Origin of the sequence: Spirillospora sp. NPDC047279, from assembly GCF_040643285.1 — a bacterium.
In the GTDB taxonomy this organism is placed as follows: domain Bacteria; phylum Actinomycetota; class Actinomycetes; order Streptosporangiales; family Streptosporangiaceae; genus Spirillospora.
Genome location: NZ_JBEYUA010000019.1, coordinates 83,752 through 103,021, shown reverse-complemented (window position 1 = coordinate 103,021; position 19,270 = coordinate 83,752). Strand labels below are relative to the sequence as shown.

Below are 19,270 nucleotides of genomic sequence, written 5' to 3'. Positions count from 1 at the left end.
AGGACATGGCCGGTACGCCCGCATCTCTTCACGCGACGCGGGGAAGGGACAGCTGACGACAGGTCTCTCGTCAGGGGAGTGAGAACATGCCCACCGTCGCTCTGCTCGGCACCGGGATCATGGGGGCGGCGATGGGCCGCAACCTCCTCAGGTCCGGGCTACAGGTGCGGGCCTGGAACCGTACGCGCGCCAAGGCCGACGCGCTCGAGGCGGACGGCGCGACCGTGACCGGATCTCCCGCCGAGGCCGCCGACGGCGCCGACGTGGTGATCACCATGCTGAACGACGGGCCCGGCGTCCTGGCGGCCATGTCCGGCGCCGTGCCGGGCCTGCGCGCGGGCCAGGTCTGGGCGCAGATGAGCACCGTGGGCCTCCTCGCGCTGGAGCCGCTGGCGGGGTTCGCCGCCGAGCACGGCCTCATCTTCGTCGACGCGCCTGTTCAGGGCACCAGGCAGCCGGCCGAGCAGGGCGAGCTGCTCGTCCTCGCGGCGGGCCCGGAGGACGCGCGTGCCGCGCTGGCGCCGGTCTTCGAGGCCGTCGGCAAGAAGACGATGTGGCTCGGCGACGACGGCGCGGCGGGCAACGCCACCCGGCTCAAGCTCGCCGCGGTCAACTACGCCATCGCGCTGACCGGGATCATCGGCGAGTCGCTGGCCCTGACCGAGGCGCTCGGCCTCGACCCCGCGCTCTTCGGCGAGGTCGTCACCGGCGGGCCGCTCGACAACGTCTATCTCCAGGCGAAGATGCAGGCGATCCTGTCGGGCGACTTCACGCCGAGCTTCGCCGTTCGCAACGCCGAGAAGGACACCCGGCTCATCGCCGAGGCCGCCGCCGTCGCGGGGGTCCGGGTCGACATGACCGAGGGCGTGGGCGAACGGTTCCGGCGGGCGCTCGCCCTGGGCCACGGCGACGACGACATGGCCGCGGCCTACTTCGCCGGCTTCACGCCGGACGGCCCCGTCACGCCGGGCGGCCGCTCGGGGCGGTGAGGTGGACGGTGGACCCGATGACCACGCCCGCGCCGTGACCGCCCGCCAGGCGGAGCTCGGCGATGGTGCCGTTGGGCGTCGCACTGTTGATCATGAACGTCCGGAACGACTCCATGTCGGCGTGGTCCGGCGCGGAGACCCCCAGTTGCAGCGACCAGAGCAGAGCGCGCATGAAGATGCCGTGGGTGAACACGGCGACCAGGCCCTGCTCCGGGCGCGCGGCGAGCCGGTCGACGAACTCCCGGCCGCGCGTGATCAGGTCTTGGAACGACTCGCCGCCGCCGTTGGAGTACGCCGGGTCGCAGCGCGTCCAGTACTCCTCGACGTGCGGGCGGCGTTCCTCGGCGGTGGTGCTGGGCCCGTGCAGGCTGCCCAGATAGGTGAACTCCTGAACGGGCCACTCCTCGTACGGGACGTCGGGGAACCGCTCGCGGGTCGGCCGCGCGGTCTCCCTCGCGCGGACGAACGACGACGCCACGATGAGGTCGGGCGGCCCGTCGAACGCCGCCGCGACACGGCCGGCCTGCTCCCGTCCGAGCCCGGTGAGCGGCGACGCCCCCGGGCCGTTGGTGGGCAGTCCCGCGTTCGATTCGCTCTCGCCATGCCTGATCAGCCATACGCGCACGAGAGCCAGGTTACGAGAGGATGCGTGCATGGACGTACTCAGCAGCCGGATCCTGCTCCGTCCCCGCGATCTCGAGCGCAGCCGCCGCTTCTACCGCGACGTGCTCGGGCTGGCGGTCTACCGGGAGTTCGGCCCACCGGACTCCCCCGGCATGGTGTTCTTCCTCGGGCCGGGCTTCCTTGAGATCTCCGGTGGCCACTCCCCCGGAACGGACGCCGTCCCGGAGGCCCCGGCCGACTCCGAGGGGCCGATGATCTGGCTTCAGGTGCGCGACGTGCGGGCGGAGCACGAACGGCTGGCGGCGGCGGGCGTGACGATCTCCCGCGGACCGCGCGAGGAGCCGTGGGGGCTCATCGAAATGTGGATCACCGACCCGGAGAGCCTGCGCATCGTGCTGGTCGAGGTGCCCGAAGCCCACCCGCTACGCCGAGACCAGCGCACCTGACCCGCGTACGCAGCGCGCGTCCAGCCCGTGTCACCAGCCCCGCGTACCAGGGAGACAGATGTCCGGCGACTACTGGAACCACAACACGCACTACCACTCGGTGGTGCTCGGCGCGGTTCCGCGGGGCTGCGGCCGGGCGCTGGACGTCGGCTGCGGCGACGGGCTGCTGGTCCGCAGGCTGGCCGGGCGGGCCGCGCACGTCACGGGGCTCGACACGTCGCCGGAGATGATCGCCAAGGCGCGGGAGCTCAGCGCGGGGCAGGCGAACGTCGAGTTCGTCGAGGCCGACCTCCTCACCTGCGATCTGGAGCCCGCGAGCCACGACTTCGTGTGCAGCGTGGCGGCCGTGCATCACATGGACTTCGGCGCGGCGCTGCGCGCCATGGCGGGCACGCTGCGGCCCGGCGGCAGCCTGGTCGTGATCAGCCTCGCCGCCAACGCGGGCGTGCGCGACCGCGCGCTGAGCGCGGCCGGGCTGCCGGCGCACTACTACCACCGGCTGCGCGAACGCGGCCGGGCGGGCGATCCCGGCGCGCCGCTCGTCGACCCGGCCATGACCTGGAGCGAGGTACGCGACGAGGCCCGGCGGCTCCTGCCGGGCGCGGTGTTCCAGCGCCACCTGCTGTGGCGCTACTCGATCACCTGGCGCAAACCCCGCTGACCACGCGCCCCACGGTGGCGGCGCGCCCCTGCCGGCAGGGGCGCGTGGGCGGGCACCTGGGCGGCGCGGCCGGGCGACGCGGCCGGGCGACGCGGCCGGGCTTACCGGGCCTTGGCGCCGTTACGGCTGGGGGCGTAGACGTTCTCGACGAACCGGGCGAGCTGGTCCTCGGGCAGGTGCTGGGCCAGGTCCGCTTCGCTGATCATGCCGACGAGGCGCTTGTCGTCGATCACGGGGACGCGGCGGATCTGGTGGCGTTCCATCATCCGGACGACGGCGTCGGCGTCGTCGGTGGCGCTCACCAGGTGCAGCCGGTCGGTGCCCATCTCCCCGGCCTTGACCTGCGCCGGGTCGCGTCCCTCGGAGACGCACTTCACGACGATGTCGCGGTCGGTGATGATGCCGTGGAGCCGGTCGTCGTTGCCGCAGATGGGCAGCGAGCCGACGTCCAGGTCGCGCATCTTCCGCGCCGCCGACAGCAGGCTCTCGTCCTCGTTGATGCACTCCGCGCCGGCGTGCATGATGTCGCGTGCCGTGGTCATGGAAGGTTCCTCCCCCTCGAAGATTCCTCGCAGATCAGACAGTTCCCCAGGTCAGCGGGCACTACGGCAAAGACGGGACCACGGAATGCCTAGGTCGGGCAAAGCCTCCGAAACTGGAAATCACTGGAAGTGTCAGGAGCTCACGCTACAGTCGCGCGCATGATCGACGCCCCCACTCCCGACGCGCTCGAGGCGCACATCGGGGATCTGCGGGCGGCCGTGCGGCGGGCGATCGCGAGCGGCGACCGGGAGGCGGCGCGGGTCCTGCGCAGCCGCCTGCGCCAGGCCGAGGAGGCCTGGGACCGCGCGGTCCTCGGCTCCCCCGGGCCCCCCGAGGAGGCGCCGCGGGGGCTGGTCCCGGTGCGCGAGCAGGTCCACCAGGCGCTGACGCTGCTCGAGGTGCCCGCGGCGCCGCGGCTGATCTCCTCGGTGTACGCGGCGTTCTTCCCGGGTGAGATCCCGAACGCGCGGCTCACGAGCCTGCGCCGCGACGAGGAACGTTCGTTCCGCACGGCCCCCTACGCCCGCCCGTTCTACCTCTGCGCGGCGCTGACGGCCGACCTGCTCTCCCCCGCGCGCGGGCTCCTGACGGTGAGCACGTGGCCGGCGGCGCGGCGCGTCGTCGGGCCGCTCAGCGCGCGCACCGACTTCCTCACGGCCGCGATCCGGCTGGCCGAGCATGCCGGACGCGGCGAGACCGGCGATCCGGGCGTCCAGCGGCTGCTGTGGCGTTTCGCGGCCAACATTCCCGGTGCGGCGGAGGGGTCGGTCGGTACAGTCGATCCGGCGGTGCTGGCCGGGGCCGCGCGGGCGGAGCTGGACGTCCATCAGGAGGCCGACCGGCGGGAGCGGGACCGGGCCGCGGAACGTGCCCTGGCGCGGCTCGACGATGCGGGGCGGCTGTTCGGCAACCGGCTGCGGGCGGTCCGGCGGGCCGCCGGCGAGAGCGACACAGAGATCGAGCGATGATGCACGACAGCGATATGCAACGGCTGCGCGGCGGTGCGACGCCCCGCAACCACGACGCCCGGACGATCGCGGCGCTGACCGCCAATCCCGGCTGCGCCCGGCGCGGGGTCATGGACGCCGCGGGCGTCGACAAGGACGCGGTCGCGCGGCGCCTGGGGTTCCCCGCGCCGTTCGGCCAGTCGCAGTTCGCGATCACCCGCGGCAACGCGTTCGAGGCCCAGGTCAAGGCCGACGGCTGCGCCGAGCTGCTCACCCTGCTGCGCGACCGGCTCGGCCTGGACGTGCCGGAGGTCGCCTACGACGACCTCGAGGTGGTCGGCGGCAACGAGAGCCGCGAGGTGCGGCACGCCCGCACCCGGCGCCTGGTCGAACGCGCCCTCGGCGGCGAGGGCACGCTGTTCGACCATCCGCTGCTCCGGCTGGAGATCGCCGGACAGACCGCCTATCTCGAACCGGACGTCATCGCCTTCCAGCTGGGCGGCCGTTTCCACATCATCGAGATCAAGTCGTTCGCGGTCATCGACGGGCAGGCCGAGCCCGAGCAGGTCGCGGCCGCCGCCCGCCAGTCGGCGGTCTACGTCCTCGCGCTGCGCCGCCTGCTGGAGGAGCTGGGCGCCGACCCCGGCCGGGTGTCGCACGAGGTGTTCCTGGTCTGCCCGGAGAACTTCTCCAACCGGCCCGCCGCCACACCGCTCGACGTCCGGCCCCAGCTGGCGGTGCTCGAACGTCAGCTCGCTCGCCTCACCCGCGTCGACCAGATCGTGGGCGGCCTGCCCGACGACCTGACGTTCGACCTGGAGGACGCGGCGCTGCCCGAGGCGGTGCGCACCGTCGACGCCCGCTACGCGCCCGAGTGCATGGCGACCTGCGAGATGGCGTTCTTCTGCCGCGACGAGGCGCGGGCCTGCGGCGCCACCGCAACGCTCGGCAAGGCCGTCCGCGACGATCTGGGCGGCGTCGACGCGATCGGCACCGCGCTGGCCCTCGCCGACGGCTCGCTCACCCCGTCGGCCGACCTCGCCGAGACCGCCGAACGGCTGCGCACCGCGGCCCGGCTGCGCCGGGAGGCCCTGGCCGCCGCGACGGCCGCCGGCGGGCCCGCGACCGCCGAGTCCGCGTACGCCGTGATCCCTGCGACCGCATGAGCGCGCTGACCTCACTGGCACAGCTCGAGGCGGTGGCCACCGGCCGCGCCCAGCCGCTGGCCACGGTCCGGCACTGCCACCTCGCCGCCGAGCCGCTGGTCATGGTGCCGCTGAAGCTCGCCGGCGAGGCGGCCGCGCCGCTGGCGGTCATGCTCGGCACCCGGGCCGGCGACCCGGTCCTGCTCGCCGTCCCGCAGCCCCGCAACCGCGACCTGCGGTTCGCGTTCGCCGCCGACCTGGCCAAGCTGGTGCTGGAGCACGTCGAGGCGAGCCGCGGCCGGACCGAGGAGCTGCCGCCGGCCAAGGACGGCGAGGAGCGGATCCGCTACGGGGACGCCCCGCAGATCCTGGTGCCCAACCGCGCCGGGGTCGGGTTCCTGCGCATGCTCGGCCGGTCCACCCGGTTCCGGCGCACCGAGGGCCCGCACGCGGTCGACCCGTCGGTGCCGCGGCTCGGGCGGTGGCTCACCTGGTACGCCGACCGGCACGACAGGCCGGGTTCCTGCCTGCTGATGACGATGACCGAGACGTTGCGGCTGCACTGGGCGACCGGCCAGAGCTCGCTCGAGGACGGCAACCTCGCCGCGCTGCTGGGCTGGATCGACCCGCCCGAGGGCCTGGACGGGCCCGCGGCGGCGGCCCGCGCCGAAGACCCCGTCGAGTCCCCGCCGGCCGGGCCCGCCACCGACCCCACGTTCGACAACGAGGTGCTCGCCCCGGCGATCGCCGCGTACGACCGCGACGGCGGCGACGGCCGCGCCGAGGAGCGGGTACGCGACGTGCTGGCGGCCCAGCTCACCCCGACGTGGGACCTCATGTGGCGCGCGGTCGGCCTGCTGCGCGCGCTGCCCGAGGGCGCCGCCGTCGGCGGGCGCTGGGAACGCGACCGCGACGCGTTCACCTGGTACCACTCGACGTTCGACGACGGGCATCCGCAGGCGCGGCGCGACCCCGCCGTGCGGGCCGCGCGCCGCCTGCACGACCTCGAACGCGCACAGGACGCCTACGACGCGCAGCGGGCGTTCGACGACCCGCTGGTCATGGCCGAGCACCGGCTGTCGGGGCAGGCGTTCGGCGGCGTCGTCACCGAGAGCGACCCGGCCCGGCTGGACGAGTCGGGCAAGCGGCCCAAGCTCCGCCCGCTCCTGCGGGTCAGCACCGAGGACCCGCTTCAGCTGGACGTCGGCGCCGCCGTCTGCAACGCCGCGCGCCCCGCGCTCAAGGGCAAGATCGTCGAGATCGGCGCGGCCGGCGGCGTGCTGCTGGAGCTGACCGGCGGCATGGGCCGCAAGCTGGTGCCCGAGCCCGGGGTGGTGCCCGAGGTGGGCGAACGTGTCTGTTTCACCTCGCTCGGGGTCGGCTCGTGGGGGGCGGCGAAGTTCCCCGAGGCCGAGGACACGCCCTGGACGCACGGCGGGCCGCCCGCCGAGTACGTGCCCACCGACGACGACGCGGCGGAGGACTGGTCATGATCGACACCGGGGCGGCGCCCGGACCGGACACCGGCCCCGGGGCGGCGGCGGACGCGGTCGTCGGCGCCGTGCTGGCCGACCTGTCCCGCGGCCACCGCGGCGTGGTGGTCGACTCGCCGCCGGGCGCCGGCAAGTCCACGCTGGTCGTCCGGGCCGCCGCGCACCTGGCCGCGGCGGGCGAGCGGCTCATGATCGTGGCGCAGACCAACGAGCAGGTCGACGACCTCATCGAACGCATCGCCGGCAAGCACCCGGACGTGAGCATCGGCCGGCTGTCGGCCTCGACGTACCTGCCCGCGGCGCGCGTCACCGCGCACGCCTCGGTCCGCGTCGCGACCAAGGCCGACGATCTCGCCGACCGCACGGTGGTGATCGCCACCGCGGCCAAGTGGGCCACCCTCACCGACGGCACGTGGCCGTGGGCGATCGTCGACGAGGCCTACCAGATGCGCTCGGACATGCTGCTGCGCATCGCCGGGCGGTTCGAGCGGGCGCTGTTCGTGGGCGACCCGGGACAGCTCGACCCGTTCTCCACGGTCGAGGTCGAACGCTGGGCCGGCCTGACGTGGGACCCGATGCGCAGCGCCGTGTCGGTGCTGCTCGCGCACAACCCCGACCTGCCGGTGCACCGGCTCCCGGTCTCGTGGCGGCTGCCCGCGTCGGCGGCCCCGGTGGTGTCGGACGCGTTCTACCCGTTCACCCGTTTCCGTTCCGGCACGGGGCCGGGCGACCGGCGGCTGGAGTACGCCGCGGGCGGCATGGGCACCACCTACGACCGTGCGCTGGACGAGGCGGCGTCCTCGGGATGGGCGCTCTACGAGCTGCCCGCCCGGCACGCGCTGCGCACCGACGGGCAGGCGATCCAGGCGACCGCCGCGCTGGCGGTGCGCCTCCTGCAACGCGGCGGCGTCGCCCACTCCGAGCAGGGGTCGGCGCCGGTCGGCGCCGACCGGATCGCCGTCGGCGCGGCCCACCGCGACCAGGTCACCGCGATCCGCGCCGCGCTGGGCGAGCACGGCGCGAGCATCACCGTCGACACCGCCAACCGGCTGCAGGGCCGCGAGTACGACGTCACCGTCGTCCTGCACCCGCTGTCGGGGCGGCGCGACGCGACCGCGTTCCACCTGGAGTCGGGCCGCCTGTGCGTCCTGGCGTCGCGGCACCGCCACGCGTGCGTCGTCGTCGCCCGCGCCGGCATCCCCGAACTGCTCGACGCCCACCCGTCCACCGACCCGGTGCATCTGGGCGTCCCGGTGAAGTTCCCGGACGGCTGGGAGGCCAACCAGTCCATGCTCGCCCACCTGGCCCGCCACCGAGTCCGCGCGCACGATTAGCGCCGCCCGACGGGGCGGCTTGGCACCGGCCGGGCTCTGCCACGGCTCGGCCTCTTGCGAACGGCTCGGTGGACGGCGTACGCGTCCTGCCGGATGCCCCGGAACGCAGAGCGCACGCCGGAACGCAGAGCGCACGCCGGTCAATGCCCGTCAGGCTGGTCCGGGGCGAAGGGCCACTCCTCGAACCTGACGCAGCGGCCGTCGGCGTCGAACCGCAGAATCCACAGGTCGCGCCAGCGGGACGGGTCGTCGTGCAGGTAGTCGACCCAGATCCGGACCACCGCGGTGTCGCCGTCGACGGCGACGACCTCGGTCGTCAACGTGAACGGTTCCTCGGGGCCGTCGCGCTCGGCGTCCCACCACAGGGCGAGCCGGGACAGGCCCACGATCGGAGACGCCCACGGCGACGGCAGGTACGACACGTCCGACGAGAACAGCTCGGCGAGCGGCTCGGGACCGGGCGTGCGCCACGCCCGCTCGTACCCGGCGACCCAGCTTGCGACGGCATCCCTGTCCACACCGCCATGCTGCCAACCGCGCATCCGGCGCGCCAGCGCCCAACGCTCCCTGACGGTTCCGAGCCCCGGGGGCGACGGCGTTCAGCTCATCGTGGACAGGTCGCCGTCGTCGGAGCGGCGCTGACGATGCCGCCGTGCGACGGGACTGACGATGCGCCACCGTCGCCGTCCCTCCGGCCGGGCTCAGGCCTGCGCGCTGGGCCGGACGGCGGCGGTCGCGGTCCAGCGGGCGTTGGCGCGGGTGATCGTCACCGGGTGGTCGAAGCAGGCGCTGACGAGCTCGGTGGTGAGCACCTCGTCCGCCGGGCCCGCCGCGAGCACGCCGCCGTCGCGCAGCAGCAGGGCGTGGCTGGTGCTGGCGGGCAGTTCCTCCAGGTGGTGGGTGACGAGCACGGTCGTCAGCTCCGGACGGCTCTGCCTGATCTCGTCGATGCTCGTCAGCAGGCGTTCCCGGGCCGCGAGGTCGAGGCCGGTCGCGGGCTCGTCCATGAGCAGCAGGCGCGGCTCGGGCATCAGCGCGCGGGCGATCAGCGCCCGGCCGCGTTCCCCCTGCGAGAGGTTCGGCCACCGCGCGCCGGTGATCCTGGTGAGCCCCATCAGCTCGATCAGCTCGTCGGCGCGACGCAGCTCGTCCTCGGCGGGCGTCCAGCGCGGCACCAGCTCGATGGTGCCGGTCGCGCCGGTGAGGACGATCTCCCGGACGGTGCGCGCCGACTCCAGCGGATGCCGCGGATTGACCTGGCCGATCAGCGCGCGCAGGTCGTGCACGTTCACCCGGCCCAGGCGGTGGCCGAGGATCTCCGCCGAGCCGCGGGTCGGATGGGTGTAGGCGCCCAGGATGCCGAGCAGCGTGCTCTTGCCCGCGCCGTTGGGGCCGAGCAGCGCCCAGTGCTCCCCGGTGAGGACCGTCATCGAGACCTGGTCGAGCAGGAGCCGCCGCTCGCGGACGAGATCCACCTTGTCGGCGTTGAGCACGATGTCGGTCGGCGCGGGCGTGAGGGACAAGGGGACCTCCCGTTCGGGTTTCACGGCACGGGGCGGCGCGAACGGGGGTGGCGCGGCGGCCGGCGTGCGGCGGACGTGGCGTACGACGACGGCCGGGATCACCGGGACGCGAGCGTCAGAACGGCTCGTTCACGTTATCCGAGCCCGTGGAGCAGCCTGGGCACCAGGGTCCGCAGCGTGTCCTGGTCACGCTCCCGGAGCGGCCGGTACTCGGTGATGCCGAGCCCGGCGAGCTCGAAACGCGCGGTCAGGGCGCGTACGGCCGCCTCCAGCGTCTCGGGGGTGATGCCGCCGGGCTCGGGACAGCTCTGCGACCCGAACGTTCCCGGGTCGAGCACGTCCAGGTCGACATGGATGTAGACGGCCTCCGCCCCGGTCTCCCCGACCGCCGCCACCACGGCATTCGTGGCACCGTTCGGAGGTTGGGCGGTGAGGGTTCGGGGTGAGAGCCGGCGAAGGCCGGTTGCGGTGGCGTAGGACTGTTCGGCGGGGTCGAGGGCTCGGACGCCTGCCAGCACGACCTGGTCGGGACGGAGCGGGCGGGCGGGGAGGAGTGCCTGCGGGCCGTCGCCGAGCAGGGTCCTGAGGATCATGCCGTGGAACGCGTGGGACGGCGACGACCCGGGGGTGTTGAGGTCACCGTGCGCGTCGAACCAGACGACCGCGAGCCCGTCGCCGTACCGTTCGGCCGCCGCGGACACCGGTGCCAGCTCGACCCCGCAGTCACCACCGACGGTGACAATAAGGTCACCGGCACGCTCGGCCACCGCCCTGCGCGCCCCGTCCGCGATCTCGGTGAGAACGTCCAGACCGCGCACCTCTCCAGGGCCCGGAGCTGCGGGAACACCGGGGTTTTCGGGTACCGGCACGGTCCGGCGGCGGATCGCGGGTACGGTGTCGGCCAGGAGGGCCGCCCCGGTGGCGAGATCGCGAGCATGCGCAGGTGAACGGCTCGAGCCCTGCCATTGCGGGATTTTGATCACCGAGATGTCCACCATGTGGCTATCTTTACCATCTGTAACGGCCCTCCCTCGCGCGGGCCGGGTGTGAGGCGGGCCCGCCGCCGGATACTGTGAGATCCGGTGCCACAGCGATCACCGGAGGGGGCATGGAGGAGATCGGCTTCATGTGCGCCCGCTGCGGCGGTGAGGTGCACGACGTGACGCACAACCGGGAAGGCTCGCTGGACGGGGTGGGTTATCGCCACAACCAGCGGGTGGAGCCCTGGGACCACGAGCTCGAGCTCGCGGTGGGCACGGCCGCGCCGCGGGACCAGGGTTGCGACTTCTGCGGCGGCGAGGGCCCGAGCTGGCTCTACTACCCGACGCTCGACCCCGAGGACACCGACATGTTCGAGGTCGAGCTCGACACCACCCAGCTGTCCGACGACGACACGGCCGTGGCCGTGCTCAACATGCTCTACCCGTGGTACTCCTGCGACACGTGCTCGGTCCTGGTCGCCGACCGCAAGATCGACCTGCTGATCGCGCGCGCCCTGGAGCTCACGCCCGTGCCGGCGGAGGGGCCGGTCGACGAGGAGACCGTGCGCGCCCGCCTCAAGGGTTCCTTCTCGGTCTTCTTCACCACCCGCCCGGGACGGCCGCAACCGTCCCGCGCCCTCTGAGCGCCCGCCCCGCGCCGCGGCGTTCCGAGCACCCCGCCGTGTCGACGTCCGCGCCCGCGTCCGCGCTCGCGTCGGCGTCCGCGTCGATGTCCGCGCCCAGGTCGGCGCCCAGGTCGGCGCCCGCGTCGACATAACAATCCGGCGGATGTCCGGCGGGCCGGGCACTTCGGCTGCTTCGCTCCGTACACAAGGTGAGGCGCTCTGTTCGGCGGGGGCCGGGGAGTGGAAACGTCCGAGCGCCTCAATATGATCTATCGCGTTTTGGGCGGATTCAGTACTCCGGGGGTAGAGATGTTCATCGAGACGCGGTTCCACGGCCCTGACGGCTCGGCCAACGGCGGCTACGCCGCCGGGCTGCTGGCCGGGCACGTCCCCACCGACACGGTCACCGTCACGCTGCGGCTCCCGCCGCCGCTGGGCATCGGGCTCGCGGTCACGCAGGAGGACGACCGGGGCCACGACGTGCGGCTCTGGGACGGCGAACGGCTGATCGCCGAGGCCCGTACGGGGGCGATCGCGGTGCCTCCCGTGCCGCCCGTGCCGTTCGAGCAGGCCCTCGAGGCCGCCGAGAAGTTCCGCCGCAACAAGGAGCACCCGTTCCCGCGCTGCTACGTGTGCGGGCCCGAGCGCGACGCCGGCGACGGCCTCCGGCTCGAGCCCGGCCTGGTCGGGGACGGGATCGTCGCCTCCCCCTGGGAGCCCGTCGGCACACCGGACGAGGCGACGGTGTGGGCCGCGCTCGACTGCCCCGGGGCGTGGGCGTTCGACTCGTCCGGGCGCCCGATGGTGCTCGGCACGATGACCGCTCAGGTGACCGGTCTCCCGGCGGAGGGTGAACGCTGCGTGGTCATGGGGCTGGCGCGCAGCCGTGAGGGCCGCAAGCTGCATGCGGCGACCGCCGTCTACGGTGCCGACGGGCGGCTGCTGGGGCGCGCGGAGCAGATCTGGATCGAAATCGACCCCGAGCGCTTCGGGACGTGAGGCACAGGTCCCGGACTCCGCAGGACGGAAGTCCCGCTGATCTGATGCCGTTAGACCCATTTTGAGGTGCCGGCTCGAAAATGTGTCGCATGACGCGACCCGCCCGCGGGAGCATTGCCTTCAATACCTAGCGATGCCATCAGTCTGAGCACCCACGGCCAATGGAGGTCGGGTCAGATGAGCGGAAGCGGATTCCTCATCCTCGGCGTGGCGGCGCTCGCGGCGTACATGGGCACTTCATGGGAGCGTGCCCGCCGCGCCCTGTTCGACGTGCGCGTCGGACGGCAGCGTGTCTCCAACCTGCGGCAGGCCGCCGCACGGGAGCGCCTGCACGCCCTATTGATCGTCAGCCTGTCGCTGCTGGTGATCTACCTGATCGCCCGGGCCCGCTGAGCGGCGGTGCCCGGCGGCCCCGTCACGGGCCGGCGAAGAGCGGGTCCTCGCGGTCCAGCGTGAGGTCGCCCGCCCGGTCGGTGCGCGGGGCCGGGTCGCCGCCGCTCATCGGGTAACTCCCGCTGGTCGGGGGCTGCCCGAGAGCGGACGGCGCGTTCGACGGCGGGGGCGGCGGCGCCGGGAACGCCGTCGGCCCGGTCGACAACGGAAGGTCGCCCGGCCTGCCGTGCTCGCCGGGCTTGCCGTACTCGCCGGGCCTGGGGTACTCGCCGGACGGCGCGTAGTCGGCGGACGGGCCGCGGTCGGCGGCGGGCCCGTAGTCGCCGGGCTTCCCGTACTCGCCCGGCTTGTAGTCGCCCGGCTTGTAGTCGCCCGGCTTGCCGTAGTCACCGGGCGTGCCGTAGTCGCCGGAGGAGCCGTACTCACCGGGCTTCCCGTAGTCGCCGGACGGGCCGTACTCGCCAGGCCGCGGGTAGCCGCCGCTCTGCGACATGCCGCCGGCGGACGAAGGCGGGGGCGCTCCCAGCGGCGACATGGCGGTGCCGTGCGCGGGCCGGCCGGACGGCTGGGGCATCCCGCCGCCCTGCTGCGGCACCCCGTTGCCGGGCAGGCCGCCCGGCAGGCCGACGATCATCGGGCCGGAGGGCGCCGACGAGGGCGGCATGTTGGACGACAGGGTGTTGTGCGTCAGCTGGTCGATCTGGCGCCGGGCCCGGTCGGCCTCGGCGCGCGCCGCGTCGCGTTCCTCGGCGAGCGCGGTCAGGGCGGCCTGCTGCTCGGCGACCGACTGCGACAGCTGCCGCAGCTGGATCGCCTGGTCGTTGACCGTGCTCGACAGCTCGTCGCGTTCACCGGCGGCCTGCTGCGCGAGCGTCTGCGCGGCGTCGCGCTCCTTGACCGCCTCCTCGGCGCGGGCGACGGCGCGGGCCGCCTCGGCCTCGGCCTCCGACTTCGCGCGCACGGCGGCCGTGCTCTCGGCCTCGGCCTTGCTGGCCGACTGCATCGCCCGCTGGCGCTGCGCCTCGGTGTCGCGCATGGCGGTGCGCAGGTCCTCGGCGCCCTGGCGGGCGACCGCCGCCTCGACGCGCAGTTTCTCGGCGGCCCCCTCGGTCTCGGCGACCTTGGCGTGCAGGGTGACCATCTCGGCGCGGCCGGCCTCGAGGGCGGCGAGCAGCTCGGTCTCGCGGGCGGCGATGCGGTCGCGCTCGCTCTCGGCCGCGAGCTTGGCCGAGACCGCCTGCTGGGCGATCTGGTGCGCCTCTTCCCAGGCCTGCTGCGCGGCGTCCCGCTTGGCGGTCGCGCGCTTGGCCTCGTCGCGGGCGCGGGCGGCCTCCTTCTCGGCGCTCTCGGCGCGCTGCCGCGACGACGCGGCCTCCTGGTAGGCCTCCTCGGCCTGGCGCTGGGAGGCGTCGCGCTCGTTCTGCGCGATCGCCAGCTCGCGCGCGGCCTCGGCGCGCACCTCGGCGACGCGCTTCTCGACCCCGGCGACGCTCAGCTCGGACGTCAGCGACTCGGCGAGCAGGTCGGCCGAACGCTCCAGCCGTTCGACCATGTCCCAGGTGGCGGCCACCTGCCCGGTGAGGCCGGGCGCCTCGCGGCCGCGTTCGCGGCGCTCCATCGCCTCGCGGGCGCACGCGCCGTCGTTGTCCTGGCAGAAGCGGATGGCGCGGACGCTGCCCAGCGGCTGCGGCACCGGACGCCCGCAGTTGGCGCAGGGCCACACCGCGACGGGGTCGCCGACACGGGCCACCGCCGTCTCCTCCTTGGGCGACGGCGCGACGGCGTCCCGTCCCGGACCGCGGGGTGCGTGGCCCTGACCTGCGGATCCGTTCACCTGCGGGGGCACGGCCCTCTCCTTCGGGCCGTCATTGTCGCGCTCATCGCTGTTAGGCATGGAATGAACGATACGCACACTTAAGCGAGGCTGCAGTGACTTGGGGGGTATGTGGGGACCCCCACGCCGATATCTATCGTCAGGTGTCAATACCTGGCCCGGCCTCGGCCTCTCCCCGCGCAGACCTCGCCCTCACCCTGCGCAGACCCTCGCCCCCACCCCGTCCCGCCCCGCGCCTCACCCGGCCCCGGCGCCAGCGCCGCCCTGACCGTCCGTCGCCTTGTACTCGCGCCAGCGGTCCATCAGCCCGGCGAGTTCCGCGCGGACGAACTCGAAGAACTCGGACGCCTCGGCCAGCCGCCGCCCCGCCACCGTGTCCTCGCCGACGAGTTTGGACCCCTCCGCGAGGCCGGAGGTGTAGTGCGCGAGGAGCGCGTCGCGGCTGGCCAGCGCGTCCTGCCAGGCGTCGTTGCGCACGCGGAAGATGTCGCGCCGCGAGCCCGGCTCCCGTTCGCGCGAGGCCAGGCGGTACGTGGTCAGCCAGCGCACGGCCCCGGACACCGCCGCCGGGCTGACCTGCAACGTCCGGCCGATCTCGGCGGCCGTCAGCGAACCGGAGTCGGTGACCATCAGGACCACGAACACCCGGGCGGCCATACGCGGCCAGCCACTGTCGGCCAGCATCGCGGCGAACCTCTCGACGTACTGCAGGACCGCCACGTCGTCACGCACGTTCGGGCTCGGGTCGGTCACTCGACATCATCTCCCCAGGTAGAAGGCCTCCCATTTTAACGTATTCATAAGATTCACGAATTTATGAAACTAGTGTATGTTGTGAATCATGAACACCGCCATCTCGGTGCGCGGCCTCGTCAAGACGTTCGGCCGCACACGCGCACTCGATGAGCTCGACCTCACCGTCACCAGCGGCGAGGTGCACGGTTTCCTGGGCCCGAACGGCGCGGGCAAATCGACGACCATCAGGGTCCTCCTCGGGCTTCTGCGGGCGGACGCCGGCCAGGCGGAGCTGCTGGGCGGCGACCCGTGGCGCGAGGCCACCGAGCTGCACCGCAGGCTCGCCTACGTGCCGGGCGACGTCACGCTCTGGCCCAACCTGACCGGCGGCGAGGTCATCGACCTCCTCGGGCGGCTGCGCGGCGGGCTGAACCAGCGGCGGCGCCAGGAACTCTTGGAACGTTTCGAACTGGACCCCAGGAAGAAGGGACGCGCCTACTCCAAGGGCAACCGGCAGAAGGTCGGCCTCATCGCCGCCCTCGCCTCCGACGTCGAGCTGCTGATCCTGGACGAGCCGACCTCGGGCCTGGACCCGCTGATGGAGGAGGTCTTCCAGGAGTGCATCCAGGACGAGCGCAGGAGCGGCCGCACCGTGCTGCTCTCCAGCCACATCCTCAGTGAGGTCGAGGCGCTCTGCGACCGCGTCACCATCATCCGCAAGGGCCGCGCGGTCGAGTCCGGCACGCTCACCGAGCTGCGCCACCTGACCCGCACGTCCATCCAGGCCGAGCTCGCCTCGCCGCCGAACGGCGTGTCCTCGCTCCCCGGCGTGCACGACGTCGAGATCGACGGCAACAAGGTCAAGCTGGAGGTCGACACCGACCGGCTCGACCCGGTGCTGAAGCAGATCGTGCAGTCCGGCGTGGTGAGCCTCACCAGCCAGCCGCCGACCCTCGAGGAGCTGTTCCTCCGGCACTACGAGGACGACCTGCACGCCGAAGGCGCGGGCGCCGGCGCGGGGGGCGAAAGCGCGGAGGGGGCCGCGCGATGAAGCAGCTGACGGGCACCGGCGGGCTGGCCCGCCTCGCACTGCGGCGCGACCGGGTGATGCTGCCGATCTGGACGGCCCTCTTCGTGCTGACGGCCTCGTCCACCGCCTCGTCGACCAAGGGCCTCTACCCCACCGTCGAGGACCGGGTGGAGCTGGCCTCCAGCACCAACGACACCCCCTCGCTGGTCGCGCTCTACGGCAAGGTCTACGACCCGACGTCGCTCGGCGCGGTGTCGATGCTGAAGATGAACGTCTTCGGCTCGCTGATGGCGGCGATCCTGACCGTCATCATCGTCGTCCGGCACACCCGGCAGGAGGAGGAGACCGGGCGGCTGGAGCTCCTCGGCGCCACCGTCGTCGGCCGCCGCGCGCCGCTGACCGCCGCCCTGGTGGTCGCCGGTCTCGCCAACCTGGCGATCGGCCTGCTGGCCGCGCTGGGCCTCGTCGCCGCGGGCCTGCCCGTGGCCGGCTCGTTCGCCTCCGGCCTGGCCTGGGCGAGCGTGGGCATCGCGTTCGGCGCCGTCGCGGCCGTCATCGCCCAGCTGACCGAGAGCGCCCGTACGGCCGTCGGCTTCTCCATGGCGGCGCTCGGCGCGTTCTACCTGATCCGGGCCGTCGGCGACACGTCCGACGCGAACGGGCCGCAGTGGTTGTCGTGGTTGTCGCCGATCGGCTGGGGCCAGCAGTTCCGGCCGTACGCGGGCGACCGCTGGTGGGTCGCGGGGCTCACGGTCGTGTTCGCGGCCGTGATGATCGGCCTCGCCTACGGTCTGGTGGCACGGCGCGACCTGGGTGCCGGGCTGTTGCCCGACCGGCCGGGTCCGGCGACCGCGGGGCGGAGGCTGGGCAGCCCGTTCGGCCTGGCGTGGCGGCTGCAGCGCGGCTCGGTGATCGGCTGGACGATCGGCGGGTTCGCCGGCGGCCTGCTGTTCGGCAGCATCGCCACCAATGTGGACGACATGGTGTCGGGCGGCAACGCCAAGGACTTCATCGAGAAGCTCGGCGGCAACGCGCAGAACCTCACCGACGCCTTCCTCGCGACCGAACTCGGCTTCGTCGGGGTCTTCGTCGCCGCGTTCGGGGTGCAGTCGGCGATGCGCCTGCGCACCGAGGAGACCGCGCAGCGTGCCGAGCCCGTGCTGGCCACCGCGGTCGGGCGGGTCTCCTGGGCGCTCAGTCACCTGGTCATCGCCCTCGCGGGCGCCGCGCTGATCCTGGCCGTGGTCGGCTTCGGCGCCGGGCTGTCGTACGGCGGCGCGACCTCCGACATGGGCGAGGTGGGCCGCCTCACGGGCGCCGCGCTCGTGCAGATCCCGGCCGTCTGGGTCATCGTCGCGATCGTGATCGCCGCGTTCGGGCTCGTGCCGCGGTTCGCGGTCGCGGGCTGGGCGGCGCTGGTCGCGTTCCTGCTGCTCGGCGAGCTCGGGCCGCTGTTCGAGCTGCCGGGCTGGCTGATGGACGTGTCGCCGTTCGCGCACACGCCGCGCATGCCGGGCGGTGACCTGACCGCGGCGCCGATCGCCGGGCTGCTCGCGGTCGCGGCGGTGCTGATCGCGGCGGGCCTGTACGGCTTCCGCCGCCGGGACCTCACCGCCTGACCGCGCCTGAACGCGCCAGGGCCGTCCGATCGCGGGCGCGGCGATCCCTTGGGAGCGCCGCGCCCGGTTCGGCGTGTCAGCCGTCGTCCCGTCCGAGATTCAGGCCGCTATGCTCCGCTGATGTCTGACATGGCGTGCACGCAGTGCGGCTCTCCGGGGCTGGAGCCGGGGTTCATCGAGGACTCGGGCGAGTCCTCCCGGGGGTACGCGCGCTGGATCGCCGGGCCACTGCAACGCGGGATCTTCGGCGGGGTCAAGCGCATGGGCAAGCAGCGCTGGCGGGTCGACGCGTTCCGCTGCACGCGGTGCGCCCACCTGGAGCTCTTCGCGGGCGAGGCCGTCTGACCGGGCGTCCTCAGGCGAGGCGGTAGGGCTCGGGGAGCCAGTACGCGGGGTCGTCGCGCGCGGGCAGATCGGGCTCGCCCAGCAGCCGCAACATCCGCCGCAGCTGCGGGTTGCGGTTGTCCCGGTGCCAGACCACCGACCACGGCGCCAGCGGGACGGGGGCCACCAGGCGGATGCGGTGCAGGCCCGAGCCCCGCGGCACCTCGATGCTCTCCTCCCCCAGCGCCACCGCGCGCCCCTCGCGGCTGACGATCTCGCCGTAGTGGCGCTGCCCGACGGCGGGCTCGGTGAAGCGGATCGGGATGCCGAAACGGCCGGCGAGCCGCGTGAGGAACCCGCGCGCCTCGGTCGCGTCGCCCGGGTCGGGCATCACGATCCCGGCGTCCCTCAGCTCCTCCGGGCGCATCTCCTCGCGTCCCGCCAGCGGGTGCGCCGCGCCGACGAAGGCGTGCATGGGCCGGACGTGCGACAACCGGTGGGTCAGCTCGGGTGGCGGCGGCGCGCCCAGGTCGTGGACCTGCCCGAACGCGGCGTCGATCTCCCTGCTCTGGACCGCGGGCAGCGCGTTCGCCAGCCCCTGCCGCATGCTCGGCTCGATCCGGAGCCCCGGGTCGCGGTCGAGGAGCCCGCGCAGCACGCCGAGCGGGCTGAAACGTTCGTCGAAGACGTCGACGCGCAGCCGTCCGCCGCGTTCGCGGACGGCGTCGACCGCGGCGTCCACCGCCGCCAGCGCCTCCCGCGCCCTGGGCAGCAGCCGGCGCCCGGCGGGGGTCAGCTCGACCCGCCGCGTGGTCCGCTCGAACAGCGGCTGCCCGAGCGCCTCCTCCAGCCGCCGCACCCGCTTGGAGAGAGCCTGCTGGCTGAGGTACAGGCGTTCGGCCGCCCGGCCGAAGTGCATCTCCTCGGCGGTGGCCACGAAGGCGCGCAGGCCATGGAGATCCACGTCCATGCCCTCAGGGTGAATTAACAACCTCCGGTTGTCAAAACGGCGTCAACGGCTGTTG

Annotated in this window: 21 protein-coding genes; 13 read left to right on the top strand and 8 right to left on the bottom strand. The window is 73.7% G+C overall.

What is annotated here, in order from left to right; genetic code table 11:
* The first annotated feature begins 86 nt into the window (after positions 1-86).
* A complete protein-coding gene (locus tag ABZ810_RS38150) occupies positions 87-989 on the top strand; it encodes an NAD(P)-dependent oxidoreductase (RefSeq protein WP_358411710.1) in 903 nt (300 codons plus the stop codon).
* Here the strand turns inward: ABZ810_RS38150 and ABZ810_RS38145 are convergent.
* On the bottom strand, positions 961-1,614 hold the full coding sequence (locus tag ABZ810_RS38145) for a histidine phosphatase family protein (protein ID WP_358411708.1): 654 nt from the start codon (positions 1,612-1,614) through the stop codon (positions 961-963). The two genes, ABZ810_RS38150 and ABZ810_RS38145, sit on opposite strands and share 29 nt — an antisense overlap.
* Before the next feature lie 28 nt (positions 1,615-1,642).
* Between ABZ810_RS38145 and ABZ810_RS38140 the strand changes: the two genes are divergently transcribed.
* Positions 1,643-2,059 carry a VOC family protein gene (locus tag ABZ810_RS38140; protein WP_358411706.1) on the top strand — a complete coding sequence of 139 codons (417 nt, stop codon included), beginning with the start codon at positions 1,643-1,645 and terminating at the stop codon, positions 2,057-2,059.
* A gap of 58 nt (positions 2,060-2,117) precedes the next feature.
* Complete coding sequence (locus tag ABZ810_RS38135) at positions 2,118-2,720, top strand: class I SAM-dependent methyltransferase (RefSeq protein WP_358411704.1); 603 nt, start codon at positions 2,118-2,120, stop codon at positions 2,718-2,720.
* Between the two features lie 101 nt (positions 2,721-2,821).
* Here the strand turns inward: ABZ810_RS38135 and ABZ810_RS38130 are convergent, their stop codons facing one another.
* Entirely contained in the window at positions 2,822-3,262 is a 441-nt protein-coding gene (locus tag ABZ810_RS38130; protein ID WP_358411702.1) for a CBS domain-containing protein, read from the bottom strand.
* A gap of 159 nt (positions 3,263-3,421) precedes the next feature.
* Here ABZ810_RS38130 and ABZ810_RS38125 point away from each other — a divergent pair, with 159 nt between their 5' ends.
* The 4 genes from ABZ810_RS38125 to ABZ810_RS38110 are packed head-to-tail and all read left to right on the top strand — an operon-like array spanning position 3,422 to position 8,182.
* Positions 3,422-4,231: a hypothetical protein gene (locus tag ABZ810_RS38125; RefSeq protein WP_358411700.1), complete on the top strand. Its 810-nt coding sequence runs from the start codon at positions 3,422-3,424 to the stop codon at positions 4,229-4,231.
* Entirely contained in the window at positions 4,231-5,376 is a 1,146-nt protein-coding gene (locus ABZ810_RS38120; RefSeq protein ID WP_358411698.1) for a hypothetical protein, read from the top strand. Before ABZ810_RS38125 ends, ABZ810_RS38120 begins: the two co-directional genes overlap by 1 nt.
* On the top strand, positions 5,373-6,848 hold the full coding sequence (locus tag ABZ810_RS38115) for a hypothetical protein (protein WP_358411696.1): 1,476 nt from the start codon (positions 5,373-5,375) through the stop codon (positions 6,846-6,848). The genes ABZ810_RS38120 and ABZ810_RS38115 overlap by 4 nt, the downstream gene beginning before the upstream one ends.
* Positions 6,845-8,182, top strand: a complete 1,338-nt coding sequence (locus ABZ810_RS38110) for an AAA domain-containing protein (protein ID WP_358411694.1) — start codon at positions 6,845-6,847, stop codon at positions 8,180-8,182. Before ABZ810_RS38115 ends, ABZ810_RS38110 begins: the two co-directional genes overlap by 4 nt.
* 140 nt (positions 8,183-8,322) lie before the next feature.
* Here ABZ810_RS38110 and ABZ810_RS38105 read toward each other — a convergent pair whose 3' ends face one another.
* From ABZ810_RS38105 to ABZ810_RS38095, 3 genes are all read right to left on the bottom strand, one after another.
* On the bottom strand, positions 8,323-8,700 hold the full coding sequence (locus tag ABZ810_RS38105; RefSeq protein WP_358411692.1) for a nuclear transport factor 2 family protein: 378 nt from the start codon (positions 8,698-8,700) through the stop codon (positions 8,323-8,325).
* Between the two features lie 183 nt (positions 8,701-8,883).
* A complete protein-coding gene (locus tag ABZ810_RS38100) occupies positions 8,884-9,705 on the bottom strand; it encodes an ATP-binding cassette domain-containing protein (RefSeq protein WP_358411690.1) in 822 nt (273 codons plus the stop codon).
* A 134-nt stretch (positions 9,706-9,839) separates the two neighbouring features.
* Complete coding sequence (locus ABZ810_RS38095) at positions 9,840-10,523, bottom strand: arginase family protein (protein ID WP_358411689.1); 684 nt, start codon at positions 10,521-10,523, stop codon at positions 9,840-9,842.
* Positions 10,524-10,813: 290 nt separating this feature from the next.
* Here ABZ810_RS38095 and ABZ810_RS38090 point away from each other — a divergent pair, with 290 nt between their 5' ends.
* From ABZ810_RS38090 to ABZ810_RS38080, 3 genes are all read left to right on the top strand, one after another.
* Positions 10,814-11,329, top strand: a complete 516-nt coding sequence (locus ABZ810_RS38090) for a hypothetical protein (RefSeq protein ID WP_358411687.1) — start codon at positions 10,814-10,816, stop codon at positions 11,327-11,329.
* A 291-nt stretch (positions 11,330-11,620) separates the two neighbouring features.
* The gene (locus ABZ810_RS38085; protein WP_358411685.1) at positions 11,621-12,310 is read left to right on the top strand and encodes a hypothetical protein; all 690 of its coding nucleotides are present in this window, start codon (positions 11,621-11,623) and stop codon (positions 12,308-12,310) included.
* A 177-nt stretch (positions 12,311-12,487) separates the two neighbouring features.
* Positions 12,488-12,703 carry a hypothetical protein gene (locus tag ABZ810_RS38080; RefSeq protein ID WP_358411684.1) on the top strand — a complete coding sequence of 72 codons (216 nt, stop codon included), beginning with the start codon at positions 12,488-12,490 and terminating at the stop codon, positions 12,701-12,703.
* 22 nt (positions 12,704-12,725) lie between these two features.
* Here ABZ810_RS38080 and ABZ810_RS38075 read toward each other — a convergent pair whose 3' ends face one another.
* Positions 12,726-14,597 (bottom strand): chromosome segregation ATPase, encoded by a 1,872-nt coding sequence (locus ABZ810_RS38075; protein WP_358411683.1) that lies wholly within the window; start codon positions 14,595-14,597, stop codon positions 12,726-12,728.
* A gap of 177 nt (positions 14,598-14,774) precedes the next feature.
* Positions 14,775-15,290, bottom strand: a complete 516-nt coding sequence (locus ABZ810_RS38070; protein ID WP_358411682.1) for a MarR family transcriptional regulator — start codon at positions 15,288-15,290, stop codon at positions 14,775-14,777.
* A gap of 88 nt (positions 15,291-15,378) precedes the next feature.
* Here ABZ810_RS38070 and ABZ810_RS38065 point away from each other — a divergent pair, with 88 nt between their 5' ends.
* The 3 genes from ABZ810_RS38065 to ABZ810_RS38055 all read left to right on the top strand — a co-directional run bounded on the left by ABZ810_RS38065 (position 15,379) and on the right by ABZ810_RS38055 (position 18,266).
* Positions 15,379-16,323, top strand: coding sequence for an ABC transporter ATP-binding protein (locus ABZ810_RS38065; RefSeq protein WP_358411680.1), 945 nt, complete (start codon positions 15,379-15,381; stop codon positions 16,321-16,323).
* A complete protein-coding gene (locus ABZ810_RS38060; protein ID WP_358411679.1) occupies positions 16,320-17,921 on the top strand; it encodes an ABC transporter permease in 1,602 nt (533 codons plus the stop codon). The genes ABZ810_RS38065 and ABZ810_RS38060 overlap by 4 nt, the downstream gene beginning before the upstream one ends.
* Before the next feature lie 120 nt (positions 17,922-18,041).
* Positions 18,042-18,266, top strand: coding sequence for a hypothetical protein (locus tag ABZ810_RS38055; RefSeq protein WP_358411678.1), 225 nt, complete (start codon positions 18,042-18,044; stop codon positions 18,264-18,266).
* Between the two features lie 10 nt (positions 18,267-18,276).
* Here the strand turns inward: ABZ810_RS38055 and ABZ810_RS38050 are convergent, their stop codons facing one another.
* A complete protein-coding gene (locus ABZ810_RS38050; protein WP_358411677.1) occupies positions 18,277-19,215 on the bottom strand; it encodes a LysR family transcriptional regulator in 939 nt (312 codons plus the stop codon).
* Positions 19,216-19,270: the final 55 nt, after the last annotated feature.